Annotated in this window: 19 protein-coding genes and 1 other RNA gene; all 20 read left to right on the plus strand. The window is 37.7% G+C overall.

Annotated elements, in window-relative coordinates:
- Positions 1 to 2: 2 nt before the first annotated feature.
- The 20 genes from JST56_06820 to JST56_06915 all read left to right on the plus strand — a co-directional run bounded on the left by JST56_06820 (position 3) and on the right by JST56_06915 (position 23,281).
- On the plus strand, positions 3 to 1,796 hold the full coding sequence (locus JST56_06820; protein ID MBS1988670.1) for a hypothetical protein: 1,794 nt from the start codon (positions 3 to 5) through the stop codon (positions 1,794 to 1,796).
- Positions 1,793 to 4,942: a hypothetical protein gene (locus JST56_06825; protein ID MBS1988671.1), complete on the plus strand. Its 3,150-nt coding sequence runs from the start codon at positions 1,793 to 1,795 to the stop codon at positions 4,940 to 4,942. Before JST56_06820 ends, JST56_06825 begins: the two co-directional genes overlap by 4 nt.
- Before the next feature lie 15 nt (positions 4,943 to 4,957).
- Positions 4,958 to 6,013, plus strand: a complete 1,056-nt coding sequence (mnmA, locus tag JST56_06830; GenBank protein ID MBS1988672.1) for a tRNA 2-thiouridine(34) synthase MnmA — start codon at positions 4,958 to 4,960, stop codon at positions 6,011 to 6,013.
- 20 nt (positions 6,014 to 6,033) lie between these two features.
- Positions 6,034 to 7,008 carry an MBL fold metallo-hydrolase gene (locus tag JST56_06835; GenBank protein MBS1988673.1) on the plus strand — a complete coding sequence of 325 codons (975 nt, stop codon included), beginning with the start codon at positions 6,034 to 6,036 and terminating at the stop codon, positions 7,006 to 7,008.
- 426 nt (positions 7,009 to 7,434) lie between these two features.
- An RNA gene (gene rnpB / locus JST56_06840) (RNase P RNA component class A) lies at positions 7,435 to 7,810 on the plus strand.
- Positions 7,811 to 7,844: 34 nt separating this feature from the next.
- Positions 7,845 to 8,564, plus strand: a complete 720-nt coding sequence (locus JST56_06845; protein ID MBS1988674.1) for a PASTA domain-containing protein — start codon at positions 7,845 to 7,847, stop codon at positions 8,562 to 8,564.
- Positions 8,565 to 8,738: 174 nt separating this feature from the next.
- Positions 8,739 to 9,467 (plus strand): hypothetical protein, encoded by a 729-nt coding sequence (locus JST56_06850; protein MBS1988675.1) that lies wholly within the window; start codon positions 8,739 to 8,741, stop codon positions 9,465 to 9,467.
- Between the two features lie 29 nt (positions 9,468 to 9,496).
- Positions 9,497 to 10,588, plus strand: coding sequence for an ABC transporter ATP-binding protein (locus JST56_06855; GenBank protein MBS1988676.1), 1,092 nt, complete (start codon positions 9,497 to 9,499; stop codon positions 10,586 to 10,588).
- Positions 10,588 to 11,496: an ABC transporter permease gene (locus tag JST56_06860; protein MBS1988677.1), complete on the plus strand. Its 909-nt coding sequence runs from the start codon at positions 10,588 to 10,590 to the stop codon at positions 11,494 to 11,496. Before JST56_06855 ends, JST56_06860 begins: the two co-directional genes overlap by 1 nt.
- Positions 11,497 to 11,509: 13 nt before the next feature.
- Positions 11,510 to 12,304: an ABC transporter permease gene (locus JST56_06865; GenBank protein ID MBS1988678.1), complete on the plus strand. Its 795-nt coding sequence runs from the start codon at positions 11,510 to 11,512 to the stop codon at positions 12,302 to 12,304.
- Positions 12,297 to 13,430 (plus strand): spermidine/putrescine ABC transporter substrate-binding protein, encoded by a 1,134-nt coding sequence (locus JST56_06870; GenBank protein ID MBS1988679.1) that lies wholly within the window; start codon positions 12,297 to 12,299, stop codon positions 13,428 to 13,430. Before JST56_06865 ends, JST56_06870 begins: the two co-directional genes overlap by 8 nt.
- Before the next feature lie 63 nt (positions 13,431 to 13,493).
- Complete coding sequence (locus tag JST56_06875) at positions 13,494 to 14,627, plus strand: spermidine/putrescine ABC transporter substrate-binding protein (protein MBS1988680.1); 1,134 nt, start codon at positions 13,494 to 13,496, stop codon at positions 14,625 to 14,627.
- 40 nt (positions 14,628 to 14,667) lie between these two features.
- Positions 14,668 to 15,741 carry an ankyrin repeat domain-containing protein gene (locus JST56_06880; protein MBS1988681.1) on the plus strand — a complete coding sequence of 358 codons (1,074 nt, stop codon included), beginning with the start codon at positions 14,668 to 14,670 and terminating at the stop codon, positions 15,739 to 15,741.
- 245 nt (positions 15,742 to 15,986) lie between these two features.
- A complete protein-coding gene (locus JST56_06885; protein ID MBS1988682.1) occupies positions 15,987 to 17,207 on the plus strand; it encodes a ubiquitin carboxyl-terminal hydrolase in 1,221 nt (406 codons plus the stop codon).
- Positions 17,208 to 17,369: 162 nt separating this feature from the next.
- On the plus strand, positions 17,370 to 18,320 hold the full coding sequence (gene lepB / locus JST56_06890; GenBank protein ID MBS1988683.1) for a signal peptidase I: 951 nt from the start codon (positions 17,370 to 17,372) through the stop codon (positions 18,318 to 18,320).
- Positions 18,321 to 19,547: a signal peptidase I gene (lepB, locus tag JST56_06895; GenBank protein ID MBS1988684.1), complete on the plus strand. Its 1,227-nt coding sequence runs from the start codon at positions 18,321 to 18,323 to the stop codon at positions 19,545 to 19,547.
- A complete protein-coding gene (metG, locus tag JST56_06900; GenBank protein MBS1988685.1) occupies positions 19,531 to 21,498 on the plus strand; it encodes a methionine--tRNA ligase in 1,968 nt (655 codons plus the stop codon). The genes lepB (JST56_06895) and metG overlap by 17 nt, the downstream gene beginning before the upstream one ends.
- 22 nt (positions 21,499 to 21,520) lie before the next feature.
- Positions 21,521 to 22,243, plus strand: a complete 723-nt coding sequence (locus tag JST56_06905) for a hypothetical protein (GenBank protein MBS1988686.1) — start codon at positions 21,521 to 21,523, stop codon at positions 22,241 to 22,243.
- A 42-nt stretch (positions 22,244 to 22,285) separates the two neighbouring features.
- On the plus strand, positions 22,286 to 22,864 hold the full coding sequence (locus tag JST56_06910; GenBank protein ID MBS1988687.1) for a hypothetical protein: 579 nt from the start codon (positions 22,286 to 22,288) through the stop codon (positions 22,862 to 22,864).
- A 102-nt stretch (positions 22,865 to 22,966) separates the two neighbouring features.
- Positions 22,967 to 23,281: a hypothetical protein gene (locus tag JST56_06915; protein MBS1988688.1), complete on the plus strand. Its 315-nt coding sequence runs from the start codon at positions 22,967 to 22,969 to the stop codon at positions 23,279 to 23,281.
- Positions 23,282 to 23,293: the final 12 nt, after the last annotated feature.

Genomic DNA, 23,293 nt, shown 5'->3' on the forward strand with positions numbered 1-23,293 from the left:
GTATGTCTTTTATTGCTGGTGCTTTTTTAAAAAAGAATAATAACTCTGTTATCGCAACAATCACTCAGGTAGCTCAAAAGCTGATTACACAAGAATCGTCAATCATAGTTCATGAACCGCACTGTTTTGTTGTAGCCGGCAAGCGAGTTGGTGAGTCTGATGCTGAAAAAGTAACATCGGTTTCCAATCGAGCATTGTTTGCGGGAAGACTATTTAGTAAAAATTTATATGCCCCGCATGAGCTTACCAAACGTGATATTGATGCTATTCAAGCATCACACGGTAAATTTTTAGCGCAACATTTTTGGGGCAGGTACATTGTTCTCACCATTGACCAAGAGGGTAAAACGATTTCCCTTTTTAAAGATCCACAAGGCTTGGCAACAGTGTTTATTACTGAACAAGAAGATGCAATATACTTTGCATCTGAACTTCTTGCTTTGTATGATTTGCTTCCAAATAAACCAGAAATCGATTGGGAATACTTCGCCTCGTTTCTTGTTGGGTCACAACACCTAACAACTCGAACACCATTTAAAGGGATTATTGAATTGTTTGCCGGTTGTGGAGTTACTTTGTCTTTCCAAGGAATTGGAAAGCAAAGTGTTTTCTGGAATCCAACCGAGCTTACTCATGATCAACAAGCCGATGAAGCTTATGAAAATAATTTAATTCAAACATTTTCACGATGCGTTAAAGCATGGACACATAATGTTCCTAGCATTGTTGCTGAACTTTCTGGAGGTATTGATTCTTCATCGGTACTCATGATGCTTGAAGATGCTTTAGAATCTGATCAAAAAGTTGTTGCATGCAATTTCTATCATCCTGCAGTTGCATCGTCTGATGAACGAGAGTATGCAAAAAAAGTTGCAATACATTGTAAGACTCAGCTTGAATTTTTGGATATGAATAATTATCTTCCGTTTGATCATGAAGTTACTGAGCAATTTGACAAACCAACATCATTGCTCCTCTTTCGATACACTGATTTTATGCAGTTGTATCCAGGCTATGAAATTATGTCAGGACAAGGCGGAGATCATCTTTTTATGGCGCCATTTCCGGTTGAATCGATTACTGATTACTTCATGGTTAATGGTTTTAAAGGTATCACTAAAAAAATAAAAGAGACCTGTGCGTATTACCGCATGCCGCTTATGGAAGTGATACAAAAAAACATTAAAACGTATCTGAGATACAAACTTGGCAAAGGTGAACCGCAAGAAACAATTCCAACAACAAATTGGATGAAGTCGTCTCTTAAAGCTTGTATGCAACCAGCACTTTTTGATTTACCATTCAAAGAAGATTTAAAAAAAATTCTACCAGCAAAGCAAGCGCACATAAGTGCAATCTATCAAGCGGTTGCTTTTATTGATCGGGGATATGTTCAAGCTTACACGCCAGCGATTAATCCCTTGCTGTCACAGCCATTGGTTGAGCTGGCATTATCGGTTCCAACATATGGATTGTATGGAGAAGATATAGATCGAGCACCCTTTCGGCGTGGGATGTATCGATTAAAAAAACATGACTATATCTGGCGAAAGTCAAAGGGAGAAACCAGTGGCATTTTTATGCTTGGCTTTCGTAAAAATTTTGAAAAGCTTTCACAGTTGGTGCTTCACGGACGTCTTGCGCAAGAAGGTTTAATTGATCCTGAACTTTTGCATACACATCTTCAAAAAATAATGCATGGAAAGAACGATGATCTTTGGACCGTCATTAATCTGATATCGATAGAACTATGGTTCAAATCATGGAATCAAAAACTAAACGGAGCTGCATCATGATGAAATATCGATTCTTAAAAATTGTTATTATTTTTTTAGGGATCTTTTTTGCGCAAAAGAGTAGCATTCTTGGAATGGATGTTTTTTATGACGAACTCAAAAAAGAGAATCTAAAATCTCTTTCAGAAACGCCTCCTCTTATTCCAGACGCTGAGCGTAACGGACGAGCTTCTTTTGCTCGCGAAGAACTTAATGCTAAAATTTTTCTCTCTGAACAGCAGCGTCGAACACTCGCTTTTGATATTGCTTCAAAGTATGCTCAAAAAGATCCTCATGCAATACCAACAAATATTATTGATATTCAGTCATGGAAAGATTTAGAAATTGTTTGTGGTTCAGGATCTCATCCAGAATGCTCACTCGCATCAAGACTTGATTGTACGTCATCGGAGCTTGGTAAAGTTCTCTTGTATACGCAGCTTTTGCAGCCTTCAGATGATATTGTAACGATTGAGCAGAAGCAAAAAATTATTGCGACGCTTCTTGAAAATCAAGAAGTCTTTGAAGAATTAGATAGTTTGCTTGCTGAATTTTTTAAAGACCAGCGTTATGAAAATAACATGATATCTTTTTGGTCTGGAAATGACCTTTTTGAATCGTATATTCAGTATCCTGAATTTTCAACCGAGCGATTTCAAGCAATAGCTCAATGGTTACAAACAAATGAAATAAATACTCAAATTCAAGAAGGCGGCGACATTATTTCATATTCGATTGTTAATCGAGTGAGCGGTGTTATTAGAAGCGGTGCTGAGGTTGCTTTGGGTAATTTAAGAACTCATCCGCTAGTAAAAGATTTTTGGACTGTTTTCCCGAGTATAAAAGAAACGTTAGTGAACGCTATTCAAAGTGTTCGAGGAGAAAACTGGGCTAACGCTTCGCGGGTTGCAATTACCGAAGTAATTACAGCGGTTTTTTCTCGTGGAGAAAATAATCGAATGGCGCCCATCATTGCTCCTATGGCATGGTATGCTGCTGGCAAAATGGTTGATATGTCGATAATGATTATAGACTCACTCATGAATAATAATATGAGCGAGGGAATTAAAGCTGTTGCTGAACTTAATTCTTGTATGTATAAACGGCTTTTACTTATTGCTGCATACATTAAATTTATGCAAAAAGTTGGGCTGTGTCTTGATAAAGTGCCAAGAATCAAAGAACTTTTGCCATCGCTTAACGCTCTAACGCTTAATAGTAACCCTTGTTCATTGTTTTCTTATTTTGCACAAGAATTTCGAGGTCCTGCAACATTTGAACAGTTCATTAACAAGCTGTATGCAATTGGTGACGACGAAAACTCATGGCAGAGTAATTACATTGGACGTGTTATTGCAACATACCGAGCTGTTGAGCTGAACAAAGAAAATCTTCTTCCTTCAATAATGGCACTTGCTCAGCTTGATATGTTCCTTTCGCTTGTGCGATTTTTTAAGAAAAATCAAGAAAATGGCAATCCAATGTGCTATCCATCTTTTGTTCAAGACCATAATTGCAAGCATCCTGCATTAGTTTTGAAAGACTTTTGGAGTCCTATTATTGCCCATAATCCTGTTCCAAATTCATTGACTCTTGGAGCTGACGGAAAAGAACGCAATGCATTAATAACAGGACCAAACATGGGTGGAAAGTCGACGACAATGCGCGAGATTATTTTTGTAGTTCTTTTGGGACAATCAGTTGGCATAGTTCCTGCCAAGCAGGCATGTTTTACTCCTTTTTCTACTATACGAGCGTATCTGAATATTACTGATGATGCAGGAGATGGCATTTCTTTATTTAAAGCAAGCGCTCATCGAGCATCAGTACTCATTAACGATGCTCAAGAAGAATCTAAATATTCATTGATTACATTTGATGAACTTTTTAATGGTACCAATCCGCGTGGAGGAGAAGCACTTGCCTATGCTACACTCAAAAAATTAGGAAGTTCTCTAGATTTTGAGCGTACTATCTCTATTGCCTCAACGCACTATTCTTGTCTACAAGAGCTAGCTCAAGATCAAGCTGTTAAATTTGAATTCTATAAAATGGCCGATTCACATGATAAAAAAAATCGTTTTAAATTATTACCTGGATGTTATACAACATTTAATGGTTTTGATATTGCACAAGAATCGGGATTACCAGAATCTATTCTTGCAAATGCTCGACAATACTATGATCAAAAATTTGTGAAGAATTCAGAACTTGAAATGTTGCTTAAGCTGCTTGCTTACGATATATCTCTTTTGAAAGGGTTTATTATCCCCAATGAAATTCAAAAGTTTGTAGCGCTTATTTTTGTTGCACCGTACAATGAGCGTTTCTTTACCCTTGCCAAAGAAAAAAATCTCAACCTTACAACGCTTTTGAGTGAAATCGAAGATCGGGGGCATTTTATACTTCGATATGCTGCTGAATTGAACATTAAAAATAAGCAATTGCTAGCTCAGCTTGTTTCTTTTGGGGCTCAAGATCCAGATGAATGTTTTCCTGAATATTTTACGGATAATCAAGTACAATGCATTAATTTGATAGATGATGAAGATTTAGTTCCATCTGATAATAACAATACGGGTGATGACGAAGATGAAGTCGAAAAGTTAAGAGAAAATTTTAACAATTTCAGCATCAATTCAATGCGTTCTCAAAAATCTAAAAAATCAAAGTTTTTTAAACTTGCGTATACAATCAGAGGAAACCGAGCTTATAAAGATTATACCGATGATGAATGCTCATTTGGTCCTGAAGTACCTTCGATAACTCAGGTAACGATAGCAAGTGATACTATTGTGGTGAGAAGCAAAGATAAAATAGAGCGACAATTTAAAAAGAGTAATGGATGCTTTTTGGGTACGTTTGAAAAGTGTGAAAATACCGATGCATCAAAATATCAAAAAAGAAAAAAACAAAAAAAGCTTGAAGTTAGCAGCGATCGTTTTTTAGTTAAAATTAAAGACGATGATTTGTACATCGTTGCTGTATACAACAAAAAATTAGAGCATCTTTTTGATCTTGAAAGTGTTTATTCAAGTGATAAGCCAACTTCAATAGCAATTGATCATAATACTATCGTGATAGGAAGAGAAAGTGGCATCGTAGAGGTCCACCAATTAATTGAGAAATTGATTTGCTCTCCGGCCATTGCAGGCTCGCTTATCTAACGTTATAATTCAACTATGAAGATAGCTGTACTTGTTTCTGGTGGAGTTGATAGCTCTGTCGCCCTAACACTTTTAAAAAACCAAGGTCATGAGATCGAGGCGTTTTACCTCAAAATATGGCTTGAAGATGAACTCTCCTATCTAGGCAATTGCCCATGGAACGAAGATTTGGAGTATGCCCAAGGAGTATGCGATAAACTTGGTGTACCTCTGCATGTTATTCCGTTGCAAAAGGAATATCATGAGCTTGTGGTTGCATATGCTATAGAGCAAGTTCGACAGGGGAGGACCCCAAGCCCAGATCTCATGTGCAATGAACACATTAAATTTGGCTGCTTTTATAATGCCATTGATCCATCATTTGAAAAAGTTGCAACTGGTCATTATGCTCAACTAGAAGAGCGAGATGGTCTGGTTCATCTTATGCAAGCAAAAGACCCAGTAAAAGATCAAACTTACTTTCTTTCACGTCTGACTCAATCGCAACTGCAGCGAGCACTATTTCCGATTGGTCATCTGATGAAGTCAGAAGTCCGTGAACTTGCACACACCTTTGATTTGCCAACCAAGGCGCGCAAGGACAGTCAAGGTATCTGCTTTTTGGGCAAAATTCACTTTGGTGATTTTATTAAGCATCATGTTGGGACCAAACAGGGTGATTTGATTGAATTTGAGACCGACAAGAAAGTTGGCCAGCACGAGGGATTTTGGTTCTATACGATTGGTCAACGTAAGGGAATTGGTCTTTCTGGTGGCCCGTGGTTTGTCGTTTCTAAAGATGTAGAAAAAAATATCGTTTATATTTCAAGCAAATATCATGATTCAGATAAATTGCGAAATCAATGCGATGTTGAGCAGTTCAATTGGACTTGTGGATCAAGGCCTGATGTGGAATCATTAAAAATTAAACTTCGGCATGGACCTCATTTTTATCAATGTTCAGTTACTTTTTCATCTGATGGAAAAAAAGCTCATCTTGTGCTGGACGGCTCAGATCAAGGCATTGCTCCAGGTCAGTTTGCAGTTTTTTATGATGGGGATGAATGTTTGGGCTCAGGGGTTATTTGTTAATTTCACAGAGTGAGTAGCTCATGCAACCACATATTCGTCGAGGACGTTTTTTTAATCATGCGCACGAACGCCTTGTTCATCGCTTTGGTAAAGAGATTAAATCACTCCTACATATTGCGGGTAAGCGTTTGATGAAAAAAGCGTATCGCATTATTGACTATCAAACTAAGCCACATGACTGGATTGCCGATTTAAAGCCGCTGGCTGCAAGTCAAGAGCCTTTGGTTACCTGGCTAGGGCATGCAACATTTCTTATCCAGCTCAATAAAATCAATATTATAACCGATCCGGTTTTTCAAGAAGTTTCACGCTTTTTCCCACGCATTACCAAGTTGCCGATTGCATCGGACGAACTGCCTCAGATTCATGTTATACTCATTTCACATAACCATCGAGATCACATGGATGAGCAGAGCTTGCTTGCATTGAAAAAGCATCAGCCCTTGATGTTAGTTCCCATGGGAAACAAGAGTTGGTTTATTGCGCGTGGCTTTGAGCAAGTCGTTGAAATGGGCTGGTGGCAGGAGTATGAGCTCAAAAGTAGTGCTATAAATTTTTCGTTTCTGCCAGCAAATCATTGGACCGGTCGAGGTCTGTTCGATTTCAATAAAACACTCTGGGGCAGCTGGATGATTCAATGTGGTGACTTTACACTCTACTTTGCAGGTGACACTGGGTACGGCGAACACTTTGCTCGTATTCAAGAAAGATTTTCATCAATTAATGTTGCCCTCATGCCGATTGGTCCGAATGAACCACGTAGTGTTATGGTTCATTCTCATGTGAGTACTCAAGAAGCAGTTCAAGCATTTTTAGACTTACATGCGCAGCATTTTCTTCCCATGCACTGGGGGACATTTAAATCCGGCTTTGATGCATTTGCTGACCCAATTAATCAACTCCATCATTGGTGGAGTAATTTTCAGCTTGCAGCCGATCGATTACATACGTTAAAATTTGGCGAGCAGTGGCTTTTTGATTCCCTAAAACCTTAACTAAAGAGATCATGATTTTATCAATTGTTCTATTTCTTCTCGATTGTATTGCAGCTACGTTATGCAGGCAGTGGATTATCAGTTCACTCTTGTTTTATTTTATCGCCCAGCAAGTCCTTGATACTCAATACGATTATTCCATTAAAAAATTCTATGTTCCCCTAGCGCTCCTGCTAATCCAAGACTTCATGCTCTATGGGCGCTTTGGCCTCGGTTTACTCTGGCTTATGCCTTTGCAACTTGCAATTTGGTGGGCAAGGAGAGTTGTTCTGCATGGTACCTTTTTCATTCCCCTAATCCTGGTAGCCGCCTGTATTTTGGTTGATGCGCTTGGTATCAAAGCTCTTATTGGGGTATCACAGCCACTTTTAGTAGTGACAATCGGTAAAATTTGCTACACTTGGGTATGTGGAATCATAATATTTTTGGGTTTGCGGGGCAATCGCTGTTTGTCGAGTTCATCTCGATAGATGGAGGAAAGTCTGGACTCATAACAGAAGAGGCGCCTTACAAGGTGCCGGGTTTACCCGGTATGCAAGTGAGGGAGGCGTAAGTCTACGGAAAGTGCCACAGAAAATAAACCGCCGGTGGTAAAAAGCCGGTAAGGGTGAAAACGTGTGGTAAGAGCGCACGCATATGCCTAGTGATAGGTATGTGGGAAAACCCTGCCTCGAGCAAGACAAAACAGCGGGCTATAAGTATTCTGTTCTTGCCTGCGGGTATGTCGCATAGATAGATGATTGCCGTCAGCTCAGCTCGCGCTGTGCTGGCACAGAATCCAGCTTATAAGCGGACCCAAAAATTCCACAAAAATTTAAAGAAATATTGTCTTACTCATGATCAAAAAACTTCTTCAAAAAATTACCTGGTATCTTTGGCTCGTACCATTTATTTCCTTTTTAGGTGGATATTGGATTTGTTATCTTTGGGTTCAGAAAACAGAACTTACTGTGCCTAATATCATCGGCAAATCAGCTTATCAAGCAATTGTATTGCTGTCTGAAAAACGGCTGAGTATGCGTGTGCGCTCTGTGCGGGAAGATGCAACGCTTCCTGAGGGTGTAATTCTTGATCAGTTACCCAAGTCCGGTCAGCTTATGAGGGTTAATCAAAATATTTATGTAACGCTCTCACAAAAACCTCTTTCATTCGCGTTACCCGATTTCTGTGGTGCGACTGCTCAGAATATTCAGGCCATCTGTCATAAGCAAGGTCTTGATCTTTCAATGCATTCAATTCCATCCTATCAAATAACTGGAAAGTGCTTGGCGCAATATCCACAAGCTGGCGAGCTTGTTGATCACAAGAAGATGTTAGTACTCATAGCGGCTCAAAAAGACGATGCCTGTTTGGTTCCTCGACTTAAGGGATTACCTGTTGTTCAGGTTAAGCGTTCGCTCAAGCAAGAAAATGTTGTACTTGAAATTTTTCATGAGCAAGTCGATGTTGATCATACCTGTAATGATTGTGTTGTTGTCAGTCAGCAACCAGCCGCTGGAAGTATTGTTAAAACTTCTGAGCGATTAGTTTTACAACTCAGTGTTAAAGATTCCTAATAGCTTGAAAGATAGCTATAGGCGTTTCTATAGAATCATTCAGCTTTAAAAGTGATTTTTATTGATGAATTAGTGAAAAAAAGTTAGAGTAGTAATTCATTATTTTTTAGCTTCAAATAGTTCAATTTATATATACTTAACAAAAGTCATATATAATTAAAAAAAGGCTCCAAAATGTCTCATCATGACCATCATAATCACAGTAATCATAACCATGATTATCACGTTGATAATCCAGTAGAAAAAAATGATGTTTTAGAGCATCATCATTCAGTCTGGTCTGAAATTCTTTGCCATCTTCCATATGCAATTTTTTCAGTTGCTTTGTGTATGATTTTTTTAAGTTTTATTCCGAACCTTGAAGTTGGGTATAAAAAGACATCGATTGCATATCGATTGTTTCATAATTTTCATTTCTTACATCTTTTGTTTGCAGGAACTGGAACTGTTTTAACGTTTAGAAAATATTCAAAAAATGTTCCCCTCTGTATTTTAACAAGTCTTTTGGTACCAATAATTTTCTGTACCTTTTCAGATGCGTTTTTGCCCTATGTAGGAGGAAAATTTGTTGCTTTAGATATGCATTTTCATTGGTGTATTTTAAAGCATATAGGAACTGTTGCTCCATTTTTACTTGCAGGAGTGCTTAATGGTTGGGTTATGAGTAATCATGCTCCAAGTGTTCAGCTTTTTTACTCAATTGGGTTCCATTTTTCCCATATTCTTATCAGCTCAATGGCTTCTTTGCTTTATTTAATTAGCTTTGGATTTCACAACTGGTGGGACAGAATGGGATTTGTTTTTATGTTTCTGATTGGAGCAGTGCTCATTCCATGCACATTGTCGGATATTGTTGTCCCTATGCTCTTTGCAGCGTTACGACCTTTAGGACGTAAAAAATAAATCTTACAGATTCAAATAAGGAACCGGGCGTGAGGAAAATTAGATTTGAAAACGTTTGTAAGTCGTTTGATGGTGAACTTATTCTTGATCGGTTGAATCTTGAAATACCGGCTGGGCAGTTTTTTTCGCTGCTTGGACCAAGTGGATGCGGTAAAACAACACTCTTGCGCTTGCTTGCAGGACTTGAGCGTGTAGATTCAGGAAAAATTTATTTGGGTAATGAAGACATTACCGATGTTCCTATTTATAAGCGTCGTGTTAACACAGTTTTTCAGCATTATGCACTTTTTCCACACTTGTCAGTGTTTGAGAATGTTGCTTATAGTCTTCGCATCAGAAAAACTTCAGAAAGTGAAGTTGCACAACGTGTTTTAGATGCTCTTAAAACAGTTCGACTATCTGGATTTGATTCAAAGCTTCCACGCAGCTTATCAGGTGGTCAACAGCAACGCGTAGCGCTTGCTCGAGCTATTATTAATGAACCAGATGTTCTCCTGCTTGATGAGCCCCTTGCAGCCCTTGATTTAAAGCTTAAAGAAGAGATGTTAATTGAATTGGTTAACTTACAAGACAAACTTCAAACAACATTTGTCTATGTTACTCATGACCAATTCGAAGCACTCACGCTTTCCGACCAAATGGCGATTATGGACAAACGCGGAAGTGTTGCACAAATTGGTACTCCTAAGCAGATTTATGAATTCCCAGCATCACGCTTTGTTGCTAATTTTGTTGGCAATACCAATATTATCGAAGGCGTTTTGCACATTAAAGATGATCTATATGAAATTGAAGTTGAGGGCTTGGGTCATTTTCTTGTTGATATCACAACTGAGCGTTATTGGATGATTCCAGGCTGTAGGTTGTATATCAGTATTCGTCCAGAGAAAATTGAAATTAGCAAAAAAGTACGCGAAGGCTTTTCTAATCATTTGACCGGTAAAGTTATTAACATGATTTATTACGGCCGAACAACTCAATACCATGTCAAGCTTAAGAGTGGGCAGGTGCTTATGGTATTCGAGCAAAACGAAGAGCATTTTCCAGAAGAAACCATCGATTATGATGATGAAGTTCATCTTTATTTTCAAAAAGAGAACGTTGTATTGTTGGAGTATTAATGAAGTTTTTGAGCAGAATTGTTACTAAAGAGCTCGGGCTTCTCTTTGCATGCCCAGCAATATTGTGGCAGATTTTTTTTCTCTACATGCCTCTGGTTATGCTGCTTTGTTATAGCATCCTTGATTTTTCAGAGATTGATCAGGCCTATCACTTCACACTTGAGCGCTATGCAATTATTTTTAATTCACTCTATTTTAAAGTGATTGTTAACTCTTTTTTTACTGCGGTTGTGACGGCATTTATTTGTTTTTTAATTGCGTATCCTGTTGCATATTTTCTTGCGCTTAAAGCAAATAAACGGTATAGAACGTTCTTGTTGATTTCGGTTATATTGCCATCTTGGACTAGTTTGATTGTGCAAATTTATGCATGGTTCTTCATGCTCGAGCGTAATGGCTTCTTCTGTCAGTTTCTTTATAAATTAGGTATTTTGCCTCAATCGGTTCATCTGCTGAATAATTATTTTGCAATTTTGGTTGGCATGGTTTCATGTTTTTTACCATTTATGATTTTACCAATTTACGCGGTACTTGAGCGTATGGATAAATCTATTATCGAAGCTTCCGCAGATTTGGGGGCAAATCGATTTGAAACATTTAAGCGTATTATTTGGCCGCTTTCGCTTCCTGGCGTTTACGCAGGAGTTTTGTTGGTGACCATTCCTGCATTTGGTGAATTTGCAATACCGACATTGCTTGGTGGAGCAAAAAATGTTTTTTGGGGTAACTTGATTGTTGATAAATTTTTGAGATCGCGTGATTGGGCCTCAGGCGCAGCGCTTGCAAATATCGGTATACTATTCCCCGCATTGGTAATCTTCTTTTTTTACTGTGCATCGCGCATTCGGGAAATTATAAAAAACAATGATGCTCGACAAAGAGCTAGCATCTCCAAGGAGCCCTGGTAAACAGGTAACGGTTATGGTAGAAAACAAAAAATTCTTTTTAAAATTCTTTTATCCGATTATTGTTGCATTAACCTATTTGTTTTTGTATTTACCAATTATTGTATTGGTACTTTTTTCTTTTAATGATGCAGCTGTTTCAGTCCGTTGGGAAGGCTTCTCTCTTCGTTGGTACAAGGCGCTTTTTCAATCGCCAGAGATTTTAAATGCATTTAAAGTTTCACTCATTGTTGCAACATCCGCAACGATGTTGAGTTTGCTTATTGGTACATTTTTTGTTTTCTCAAGCAAGTGGTGGAAGTCATCATGGGCGTTTAATCTTTTTTATTCAAACATTTTATTGCCCGATATGATTCTTGCAATTTGCGTTTTAAGCACGTTTACTTTTTTTCAAATACCGGTTGGTTATGGAAGCTTAATTACGGGCCATACGCTCATTGGGTTAGGGTTTGTGATCCCTATTGTGCGAGCTCGTTTTATTGAGCTTGATCCATTTCTAACAGAAGCATCACTTGATTTAGGTGCAACTTATATTCAGACATTTTTTAAAATTATTCTACCGCTTCTAATGCCATCATTGCTGGCGGGCGGACTTTTAGTATTTACCCTTTCACTTGATGACTTTTTAATTTCATTTTTTTGTTCTGGTCCCACTGTTGAGCCTCTTTCAGTTTATGTATACTCAATGGTTCGAACTGGCATAGAGCCCACAATTAATGCAATTTCAGCATGCTTTCTGGCTATCAGCAGTATCCTTGTTCTGTTATTATGCTACTTCAAAGTTGTTGATCAGGTAATTCCTTATGAATGATCTTTCACGTAAGACTTTGCACATGCTCAATTCATTGCTGATTAAAGCTGGAATTGTTGTTATGTATACGTTGGTTATAGCAATATTTTTATATTTACCACGTTTTACTGATCTGATATGGAAGCAGAGCAAGACTCTCAATGTCTATTCTTTTACTGAAATGATTTCAGCCGAAGCTCTTCAAGAATTTGAAGAACAGACCGGCATATCAGTTTCTATTACCTATTTTGAAACAAATGAAGATCTCTATACTAAGTTTAAAGTAACCGGTGGTGAAGGGTATGACCTAATTACCCCTTCCGACTACATGGTTGAGCTCCTTGTTCAAGAAAATTTGTTACACACACTTGATCATACAAAGATTTCAAATATACAAGAACTTGATTCGCGCCTTCTCAATCGATTTTATGATCCTAAAAATAGATATTCCCTTCCGGTTGCATGGAACGTTTATGGAGTTGCATTTGACCGAGATGTGATTGATGTAAAAAATGACGAGTTGAGTCTTGATGTTATTTTCAAGGGACCATCGGTATGGAAGAATTCTGGCAAGATTGGTTTTGATTCAAAAATTTGTATGCTCGATGATCCATTTGAAGCGGTTATGCTGGCAGCAATTTATCTTTTTGGGCGAGTTGATAATCTATCAACAGAAGATTATAAGCGGATTAAACAGCTGCTGGTTGAGCAAAAAAAGTGGGTTGAATGTTATACTAATTCTAGCCTATTTTATTACTTACAGGGGAACATTGTTCCTGTTGCATTGACCTCGGGTCTTTTTATGAGAAAAATGGCAGAGGAGACCGATCGGTTTTCATTTATGATTCCTAAAGAAGGTAGTTTGCTTGGAGTTGAAACACTTGCAATTCCTGCTCGAAGTAAAAAAGTTGTACTTGCACATAAACTTATGAATTTTTTGCTTTCGCGTAAAATTTCACATTTTCATACGGTTGAGTATGGTTCGAATCCTGGAAATAGAATGGTGTATCCGATGCTTGATAAATCTATTATCGGTAACCCGCACTACTTTCCACCAGATGAATGGTTTGATAAATTGCATCAAATTCATAATAATTTTCCAATGCATATCATTGAGAAGATTTGGCTTGCAGTAAAATTTGGCTGAATGTGGCCTGCGTATGATGAATACAAAGGCCTATAATAAACAACGAATGATCGGGTGATCTTAATGAGTGAAAAAACATCGAAGAGTAGAAAAATTATTGAATCCCTTGCAGGCAAGGCGATTATCATCGGCGTCTATTTAGCACTCCTTGCCCTCTTTCTCTACTTTCCACGTCTTCTTGATTGGATGGGACGCTCAAAAAACACTCTTCACGTTTATTCGTTCACCGAAATTATCTCACCCGAAGCAATTGAAGAATTTGAAAAACAAACCGGCATTTCAGTTGTCATGACTTACTTTGAAACTAATGAAGATTTGTACACCAAATTTAAAGTGACTGGTGGTGAAGGGTACGATCTCATCACCCCTTCAGACTACATGGTTGAGTTGCTCGCTCATGAAAAACTCTTGCATAAACTTGATCACGAACAATTAACGTGCTTTAAAGAAATAGATCCTCGCTTGATGGGGCGCTATTTTGACCCTCACAATAACTATTCTATTCCGGCAGTGTGGAATGTTTATGGCATAGCATTTGATCGCTCATTTCTTGATGTGCGCAATAATGAAGTTAGCCTTGATGTCATCTTTGAAGGTGCTCAAGCATGGAAGCTTGGTGCGCAGACTCGAAAGGGAATGCGTATTTGTATGGTTGAAGATCCACTTGAAGCGCTTATGTATGCAGGTTTATATTTATTTGGAAAAGTTGATAATTTTTCTGATCAAGAATTCGAAGCGATTAAAAGACTTTTAATTAAGCAAAAAGAGTGGATAGAGTGTTACAGCAACTCAAGCTTATATTACTATCTCCTGGGCAAAATTGTTCCTCTTGCTTTAACCCCCGGAATTTTTATGCGCAAGCTGGCAAGCGAATTTAAAAACTTTGCATTTATGATTCCCAAAGAAGGAAGCATGCTGGTTGTTGAAAACTTTGCCATTCCTGCTCAAACCAAGAAAATCGATATGGTTTATAAGTTTATTAACTTCTTGCTCACAAAAGAAATGGCCGCTCGTCATAGCGAAATGTACGGTTTTAATCCGACTAACCGCTTAGCGTACGAGTTGCTTGATCCTGAAATTGCCAATAACCCTCACTATTTTCCGACCGATGACCGCTTTGCTAAGCTCTTCCACACGCATAATAATTTGCCGTGGGATAAGGTTGAAGAGATCTGGCTGGCCGTCAAATTTGCATAAAAATAAGTTTTTAAAATGATATTCTTATTATCAGGGTTTCATGAAAAATTTTTTCTTTTATCTCGCACTTGTTTTGTTTTTACAAAATTTTAACAATCTTGATGGGATGCCTCATTTCGGAGTCGGGCATGCTCCATGCTGCCATATCGATGAATACACTCAATTGCGTCTTGATATTGAACAAGAAGCTGAAAAAGCGGCAAGTCTAGTGAATCATTGGTTTTATAGCGAAAAAATTATTGATACGCTTTGCGTTAGTGATGAAATAGACGCTTGGATCATTGATAAAGATAAGCTAGGTAATCTTACAATCGGGCAACAGACTGTTCTTACCTGTTGGTCAGCCCGTCCACAATTTATGTTGAAAGTATTTTCTTGTCTAGGCTCTGAATATCCCTCTCATATAAATTTTAGAGACGCTTTAATTCGATATAACTTTGGTGATGTATTTTTCAAAAAATATAAGAATTTTTTAACTAAAAAAAATTTAAGTTGCTTGGTGTCTTTACCAAAGTTTTTGAAAGTTATACCATATTTAAAATATTTGAAGACAAGATTATCTTGTATGACAAACTACGAGATTGAAGAAGAAATTACTAAATGCCATCAAGATATAAAGGAAACTTATCCAGAGCTTGGTGCAATTGATTTGCATGATCATCTTTTTTTGCTGCAGAACCCCTATTTTTTTATGAATCATATTCTTGCTTGGTCTGATCAAAATTGTAAATTTGATAATTGGGAATTGATATATACCGATAAAGGAAGTAGAATTATTGAACTATTTCTTGAATATGGCTTTGATGTAAACTGTCAATTAAGACAAGGTTGCGATGATAGAGATACATTGCTTCATAGAGCTGTTCGATATGGTGATGTTCCTATGGTGGAGCTTCTGCTCAAGTGCGGTGCAGATCCTCTGATTTGTTATGGCCGTGAACCAGATTCATCAAAAAGATATGGTGGCGGTGGCCAATCCCCTTGGGATATAAGTTGTTACAAAATGCGCGGTGATACATGCATTAGGCCCATTAGGCCACCAACTGAGAAAACTCAAAAAATACATGAAATGTTATCTTGCGTTGTTCCAAAGCATATTCTCGAAGGCAACTGAGGATAGCTTAGGCATACATCATGGGCGTATAATTCTTTAAAAAGTGAAAATCTCTTTTTCATATTTCATACGGGCTGAATGGCCCCATAAATCTTCCCTTCTAACATAAGCAGTTAATACCTTCTTTAAATGTTCATTGTTTTATCAAAATCGACAGATTGAATTTAATGTGATAAATATACTATTATTGTAAAGCTAAAAAAATATATAGTTAATTAACAATTAATGCATTGGGGGTTGAGATCATGAAAAAGTTAGTAATTCTTATGCTCATGTTTATACGGATAGCAAATCCACTTTTATCAATGAATGAGCAATCGCTCAATGATTGTAATGATGATGATATTTTAAATTCATTCCAAAATCTTACAGAGGGAGTGAATAGAGAGAAAAAAGAAGTTAATCTCTCAGATGTAATCTTTCAAGGAAATAGTGACACTGATAATTTTAATCATGATGATAACTTTGGTGGAGACTATCAAGCTTATGCTGCAAGCTGCTATGATGTTCTTCCCAGTTTAGGCAAGCGCTTTGACGTTCAAGGGCTCAATGATGATTCTGACTTTTTTATCAGATCGATCCCAATTGCTCCATGTTTTCAAGACGAAGATTTTTGCACGAAGAAAGGGATTTTGAATGAAAATGGATCTGATTGTTTTATAATCTCATCACTACAAGTTTTAAAAAATATTCCAGAATTTCTAGATGTTCTCAAAACAAAAACGAGTTTTAATCAAGCGCTCGAGAGCTTTATGCGCAATGTGCATGATAATAAACTTCCTGTTTCGGGAATAAGTACATTACGAGCTCATCTAACGACAAGTGATTATCTTAAAGAAATGAAATTTGGTCAGCACGATGCGCAAGAATTTATTTCAGGACTTTTAACAGAGCTGAATCAAGACGATAAGGACATCAGTAAAAACTTTGGTTTGGACATTGAGCAAAGCTTTTTATGTGCTTCTTGTGGACATGATTGGAAGAGTACTGATCATAAAGAATTACTTCTTCCATTGCATTTATCTGCTTATACTCATGCAAATCTTGTATCTATTGAAGAACTTATCAATGAGATTAAAGAAGAAGAATTTATTGAGGATGGTACGTGTGAAGCATGTAATGCACGTGGTATTGTTAGATCAATTGCGTTGAGCTTTCTTCCTAAAAATTTAATAATTTCTTTTAAGCGATTTACGTATCAAAATGGACAAGCGATAAGGTTGAATGTAAAAGTTTCTCTACAAGAAACTCTTGTAGTAAACGATAATACATATCAACTATGTGGTGTTATTTTGCATCATTCAGGACATGAAGACTCGATTACAGCAGGGCATTATACTGCGTACGTTAAAGATAGCGATCAAGCTTGGTACCACTATAATGACGGAGTTTGTACGCAGGTATTGATTAGTGATGTCACGCAGCCTTCAAGCGAGCCATATATTTGTCTCTATCGACAACAGTAAATCTGACAATTCATAGTATTTTGAATTTTTTTCATTTGGCCAGAGATTGCTCGATTGATTTTTTATTTGTTCGATGCTTTCAAAATAATTTTGTATCCTATTCCTGAGCTGTCTGAGTAGAATTTTCCTGGAGATATGTCTGTAGCGATAGAGGATACATACTTGAAACAGTCAAAATCATCTGAACTAAAAGATTGGGCACGAGCGCTTATCGAAGCACTTGTTATTTTATTTATCATCAAAAAATTTTTATTTGGTCTTTACTATGTACCAAGCGGATCTGCTGAACCACACCTGTTGGTTGGTGATCGGGTTTGGGGCAATAAGTTGGTCTACTATTTCCAGCCGATACAGCGTAATGACTATGTAATTTTTGATAATCCAACCTTTGATTACGTCTCACAATCTGATAGCTACCTTGATAGCTGCAAGTATTGGTGGCAAGTAAATGTCGGTTTTGGAGTTTCGTTGCTTGGCATTCCTGCTGGGCCAGAAAATGTGGTCAAGCGGGTAATTGGTGTGCCGGGTGATGTTGTTGAAGGGCGCATTGAAAACGACAAAGCCGTTATTTATCTTAATGGCGAAAGGCTTGATGAGCCGTACGTTAACACGTACCCTCTAGTTAGAGTGCGCAAAGAGATTGGATTTTTCTCTGCACGCGCACTGAGTCCGTTTAAAGTACCAGACTTTTTAAGACGTAAGATAAAAAAAACTTATTACACTTTTGATACAACAAAATCACCACAAGACCAGCCCTTTTATTCCCTTGAAGAGCATGAATTGATCCGTAATAAGCAGACTGGATCATTGCGCATACGCAAGCAACCTATTTACTCTGTTCACGATCAAGAACAATCAATTGATACATTTGGTCCCATGACCATTCCCGAAGGTAAGTACTGGGTGATGGGAGATAATAGGCTGAACAGCAGCGATAGTCGCTACTGGGGGCTGCTTGATGAAAAACTGATTCGCGGTAGAATGAGCTTTGTTATTTATTCAATTGATACCGAAGAGCCGATTTGGATTTTTGAGTTACTCAAACATCCAATCAATTTCTGGACAAAAAAATTACGCTGGAACCGCTTTTTAAAAAGCCTAGGGAGTCTATAAATGAATCGTGAAAAATTAAAGCTATCTTTTCTTTCATGGAAAGAAAAATATCAGCAAAAAAAAGATCATTTCAAAGCGCGCATGGAAAAAATGGTGCTCAGCGGTAATGATGAAGTTGCTGGTCAAATGAAAGAACTTTTTGATCGAGCTGAAAATCTTCTTGGCTTTTTACATGAAGCCTTACATGCATCGTCAACACAGGTTGATGATGCAATGATTTCTGAAAAAATTAAAGAATTCAAAAAAACCTACAAGCAGCTCAATGAGCTTTCAAAGCCAATTTTGCAGCAATGGGCAGAAGCTATAATTATTGCGCTTGGTTTGGCACTTGTATTACGGAACTTTGTTTTTGGTCTCTATCATGTTCCAACCGGATCTGCTGAACACAATATTTTGGTTGGTGATCGCATTTGGGGCAATAAAATGGCCTACTACATGAGCGATGTAAAACGTGGTGAGTTGGTTATTTTTGATAATCCAGAGTTTAACTACGATCGTTCAAGTACCTTCAATCGCTTTTGGCAAAAATATGTAGGGTTTCCTATTCCGCTGCTTGGGCTTGGCATGGGTCCTGACAATGTTGTTAAACGCGTTATTGCTCTGCCTGGAGATGTCATTCAAGGAAAAATTGAAAATAACAAAACAGTTATTTACCTGAATGGGAAAAAGCTTGATGAACCTTATGTTAATCAATATCCATTGATTAGATTGAACAAAAAAACAGGACTTATTCCTTTTGCATCATTCGGTCCGTTGCGTGTACCATCATTTTTGCAACAACAAAGTAAGCATGTTAATTATACCTATGTTCCAGGTGTTGCTTATGAAGATCAGCCTTTTTACCGCTTCACAGAAGATGAAATTGTCTTGCATCCAGAAACGGGCGAAAAAGTTTTATTGCAACCATCATCACCTTGCTATGTTGTTGACCTGACGGGCCATGAATTGGTGTACAGCGTTGATACTTTTGGTCCTATAACTGTTCCAGAAGGTAAGTATTGGATGATGGGTGATAGCCGAAAAAACAGCCGAGACAGTCGCTATTGGCAGTTCTTGGATAAAAGTTTAGTTCATGGACGAGCAAGCTTTGTTATTTATTCAATTGATAGCGAAGAGTCTTTATGGTTATTTGAACTCATAAAACACCCAATCGATTTTTGGACCAAGAAATTACGACTCAACCGCTTCTTCACAGGATTAGGAAAATACAATGGCAAAAAAGAATAAATTCTATATTACAACACCGATCTATTATCCAAACTCAAAGCCGCATGTCGGCACGCTCTATTCAACGTTAATTGCAGATGTTGCCGCGCGCTTTGCAAAGCTCATGGGCAAAGAAGTTTTCTTTTTAACCGGCACCGATGAGCATGGTCAAAAGTTGCAAGAAAAAGCTGCTGAAATGCAGATGGACCCAAAAAAGTTTATTGATGGAATGATTCCCGCGTTTACTGATGTTTGGAAAACGTACGAAATTGATTATACCAAATTTATTCGTACGACCGATCCTGAACATGAACAAGCGGTTGCTTTTTGGATTGAAAAATTGCAAGAACAGGGTGACATTTACAAGTCTGAATACACCGGCCTTTATTGCGTACCGTGTGAAACATTTGTGAATATTCAAGCTGATTCACCAAAAGATGAAAAGGGAAATCATGTTTGTCCAAGCTGCAAGCGAGGTTTGCGTGAAGTAGCAGAAGAGAGTTATTTTTTCAGACTCTCAGCGTATGAAGAGCGCCTTCTTGCTTTTTACGAAAATAATCCAGATTTTATTATGCCCAAAGAACGTATGGCTGAAGTGGTTTCGTTTGTGAAATCAGGCCTCAAGGATTTGAGTATTTCTCGCAAAACCGTGAGTTGGGGAATCCCATTTCCAGGTGACCCATCACATACCGTTTATGTGTGGGGCGATGCACTCAATAATTATATTTCTGGTGTTGGTTACGGCCAAGATTCCGAACAAGCTCGTCGAGAGTTTGCAAAGTGGTGGCCTGCCGATGTACACGTGATGGCAAAAGATATTGTTCGCTTTCATGCCGTCTACTGGCCAGCATTTTTGATTGCTGCAGGATTACCGCTCCCTCGACAGCTGTTGGTCCATGGCTACATTCTTATGGGTGATAGCAAAATGTCCAAGTCACTGGGTAATGTGGTAAGCCCTGAAGATCTTGCAAGTTGGTATGGCGTTGAACCCGTTCGTTATTATCTCATGCGCCAGATGCCGGTATCACAAGATGGACACTTTGATCTCAAGGACCTTGAAAATCGAGTAAGCGCCGATCTGGCAAATAGCCTTGGCAATTTGCTTAACCGCATGGTTATGCTTGCACTCAATAATGGTTTGCATGAAGTCGAAGCACCTGTCAGCTGGGAAGCTAAATCAAGCCACTTGCGTGAGATGTGCCAAGAAACCTATCGCTTTTACTGGGATGAAATGCACAAGCATTATTTCCATGTGGCACTGAGTGAAGTATGGAAATTTATTGCGTTGACCAATGCATACTTTCATGAAATGCAGCCCTGGGTTTTGGCAAAACAAAATAAAGAATTGTTTGCCGAAGTGATTGCTGCAACGTGCAATAGCCTTTATTCAATAGCAATTATGCTTGTTCCCTTTATGCCAAAAAAAATGGACGCTCTTTTGAGTTCTCTGGGCAAAGTGTACGACTCATCAGTGAACTATGATGAAGTTTTAAGAAAAAATGATTGGAACCGAGTATTCAAATTTACCAAGCTTGAAGAGCCTCTTTTTATCCGACCAGAAACTCGAGTGCCAAAAGAAGATGAAGTACCTGCTGTAAAGCCTGAAAAGGCTGTGAAGGTTCAATCTGAGGGACCAAAGACAGATCTTATTTCGATTGAAGATTTGGTTAAATGTCAGCTTGTTGTTGGAACTATCCTCACTTGTGAAGAGGTTGCAGGATCTGACAAATTATACAAGATGCAGGTTGACTGTGGTGTGCATGGCGTTCGGCAAATTTTTAGCGGCGTGCGAAAAAATGTTACTCAAGAAGAGCTCATTGGTAAGCAGGGTATTGTCGTTGCCAATCTGCCACCGCGCAAAATGCCGGGCGGCGTTTCTGAGGGGATGTTGCTGTACGCTGGTGATAACAGTGGCAACTTCCGTCTTGCATCAGTTATCGGGCCAGTTGATAACGGGACTCAATTGAAATAGTTTTTAGGAGAAGGAGAGTAGTATGAAAAAGTTTATCAGTGTTGCGTTCTGTACTCTTATGTTGCTGAGCGCAACGGTTGAAGCGCAAAAGCTTGAAACAATTGCATTTCAGCAAGATAAAATTAGCTTTTATTTTTTTCAAAATTTTCAAGAATTTATATCAGAAACTGGCCTAAATGAGCAGTTAAATAATGAGCTGAACTCTCTTTTTGACGATCAGGTACTAGATCCTCAAAAAGAATTTGAATCTCTTTTTTCTGATATATATGACAATATCAGTACCATAAAAGGTTCTGCTGAAGTGGAGTTTGCATATCCTGATAGTGATGATGAAAAAACTGGTGAAGCAATAGCTCAAACTTTTTATGAGCAAGCATATAAAAAGTTTGAAGAAGGACAAGCATCGCTTGTTGTTGGGTTGAATAAAGCAGGAGTTCTCCAATTATTTTGCTTTATCAGTCAAGATATAGCTTGTTCTAATCTCTTGCATGTGGCGCACAATCTTCTCATCCTGAACTCAAGTAATAATCTAATACCTTTTTTAAAAAGTATCAGCGTACTTATTAAAAGCAAAACAAATAATTCTGAAGTTGTTATTTATTTACCAACAGGAGCAGTACTTCTTAAAGGTGCTTTAAAAAAAGAATATCTCAATGCTGATGGTTGGGTTACTAAGTTTAACATCGAAGAAAAAGGTTATTGCTTCAATATTTCAATCGATAAACTTACAAAGTTATCTTGTTAAGGCATAGAATTAAAGTAGTTTTTCATAAAAAAGGGGAGCTTTATGAAAAAAGCTTTTGTTGGTTTTTTTTTTATTAGTGCATTGTTTTGTGGGACATTGTTGAGTATCGGGTATCTCCCTTTTGGGCAAGAAAAATTTACATTTCAGTACTTTAAATCGGGAATGATTTCTTCAAAGAATTTAGAGCCCAAGCTTTCTTATTTTTTACTGGATAATGATTTACAGCAAAGTTATACGATCCTTTGCGAAAAATTCCAAAACAACACAGCGTCTATCCTTGTTGGTGTGAGCAGCTTGGATCAACTTATAAACATACTTTTTTTCCTTGAAGTAGACGATTCTACTCCGCATACTCTCTATATATCACATCTAGTTTTTAAGAATAATTCAGCAAATAAATTGATGAGACTCTTGAAAGATCTTCTCTGTATCATTAAACGTGTAGATTCCCGAGATAAAGAAGTACATTTATACCTGCCAGAATATGCTCAATCGCTTAAAAAATCTTTGCTTAAAAAGTCTAAAAGAGATGATAGTTGGGTTTGTAGCGTTATGAATGATGAATTTTCTCTTGAATGCCAGGTTAAGCTTTGCTCAAAAAGGCTTTCCTATGTCCCATAAGCCTTTGTATTTTATACAGTATTTTATTCCTTATTTACTTAAATAAGATAAAATATTGTGCATCAAAAATATGTATGTTCGATCAATTCTCGAGATGATTTTATGAAAATGCTAATAAAGTTGATAGTTTTTTGCATGATTCTCTGTTATTCAAGCACTTTATTTTGTTCAAAGTTTATTGGTTCAGTTGAAGGCATTGATTTTTACCACGTTACATTGTATAAAAAAATGACAGAGCTTTCTCCGTTTCTGCAAAGTGACTTAGAAAAAAGCATTCGGAAGAACCTTCAGCACCAAAAAAAATACAAGAGCTTTAAAGCGGGAGAGATGACATTAGTTGTGGGTCTCAATCAAAAATTAAAACTAGTAGTCTTTAGCTTTCAAGAAAACGCTGAAGACATTTTGATGATATCTTGATAATAGTGAGTA

Source organism: Candidatus Dependentiae bacterium, from assembly GCA_018266175.1.
Lineage (GTDB): Bacteria > Babelota > Babeliae > Babelales > RVW-14 > JAFEAY01.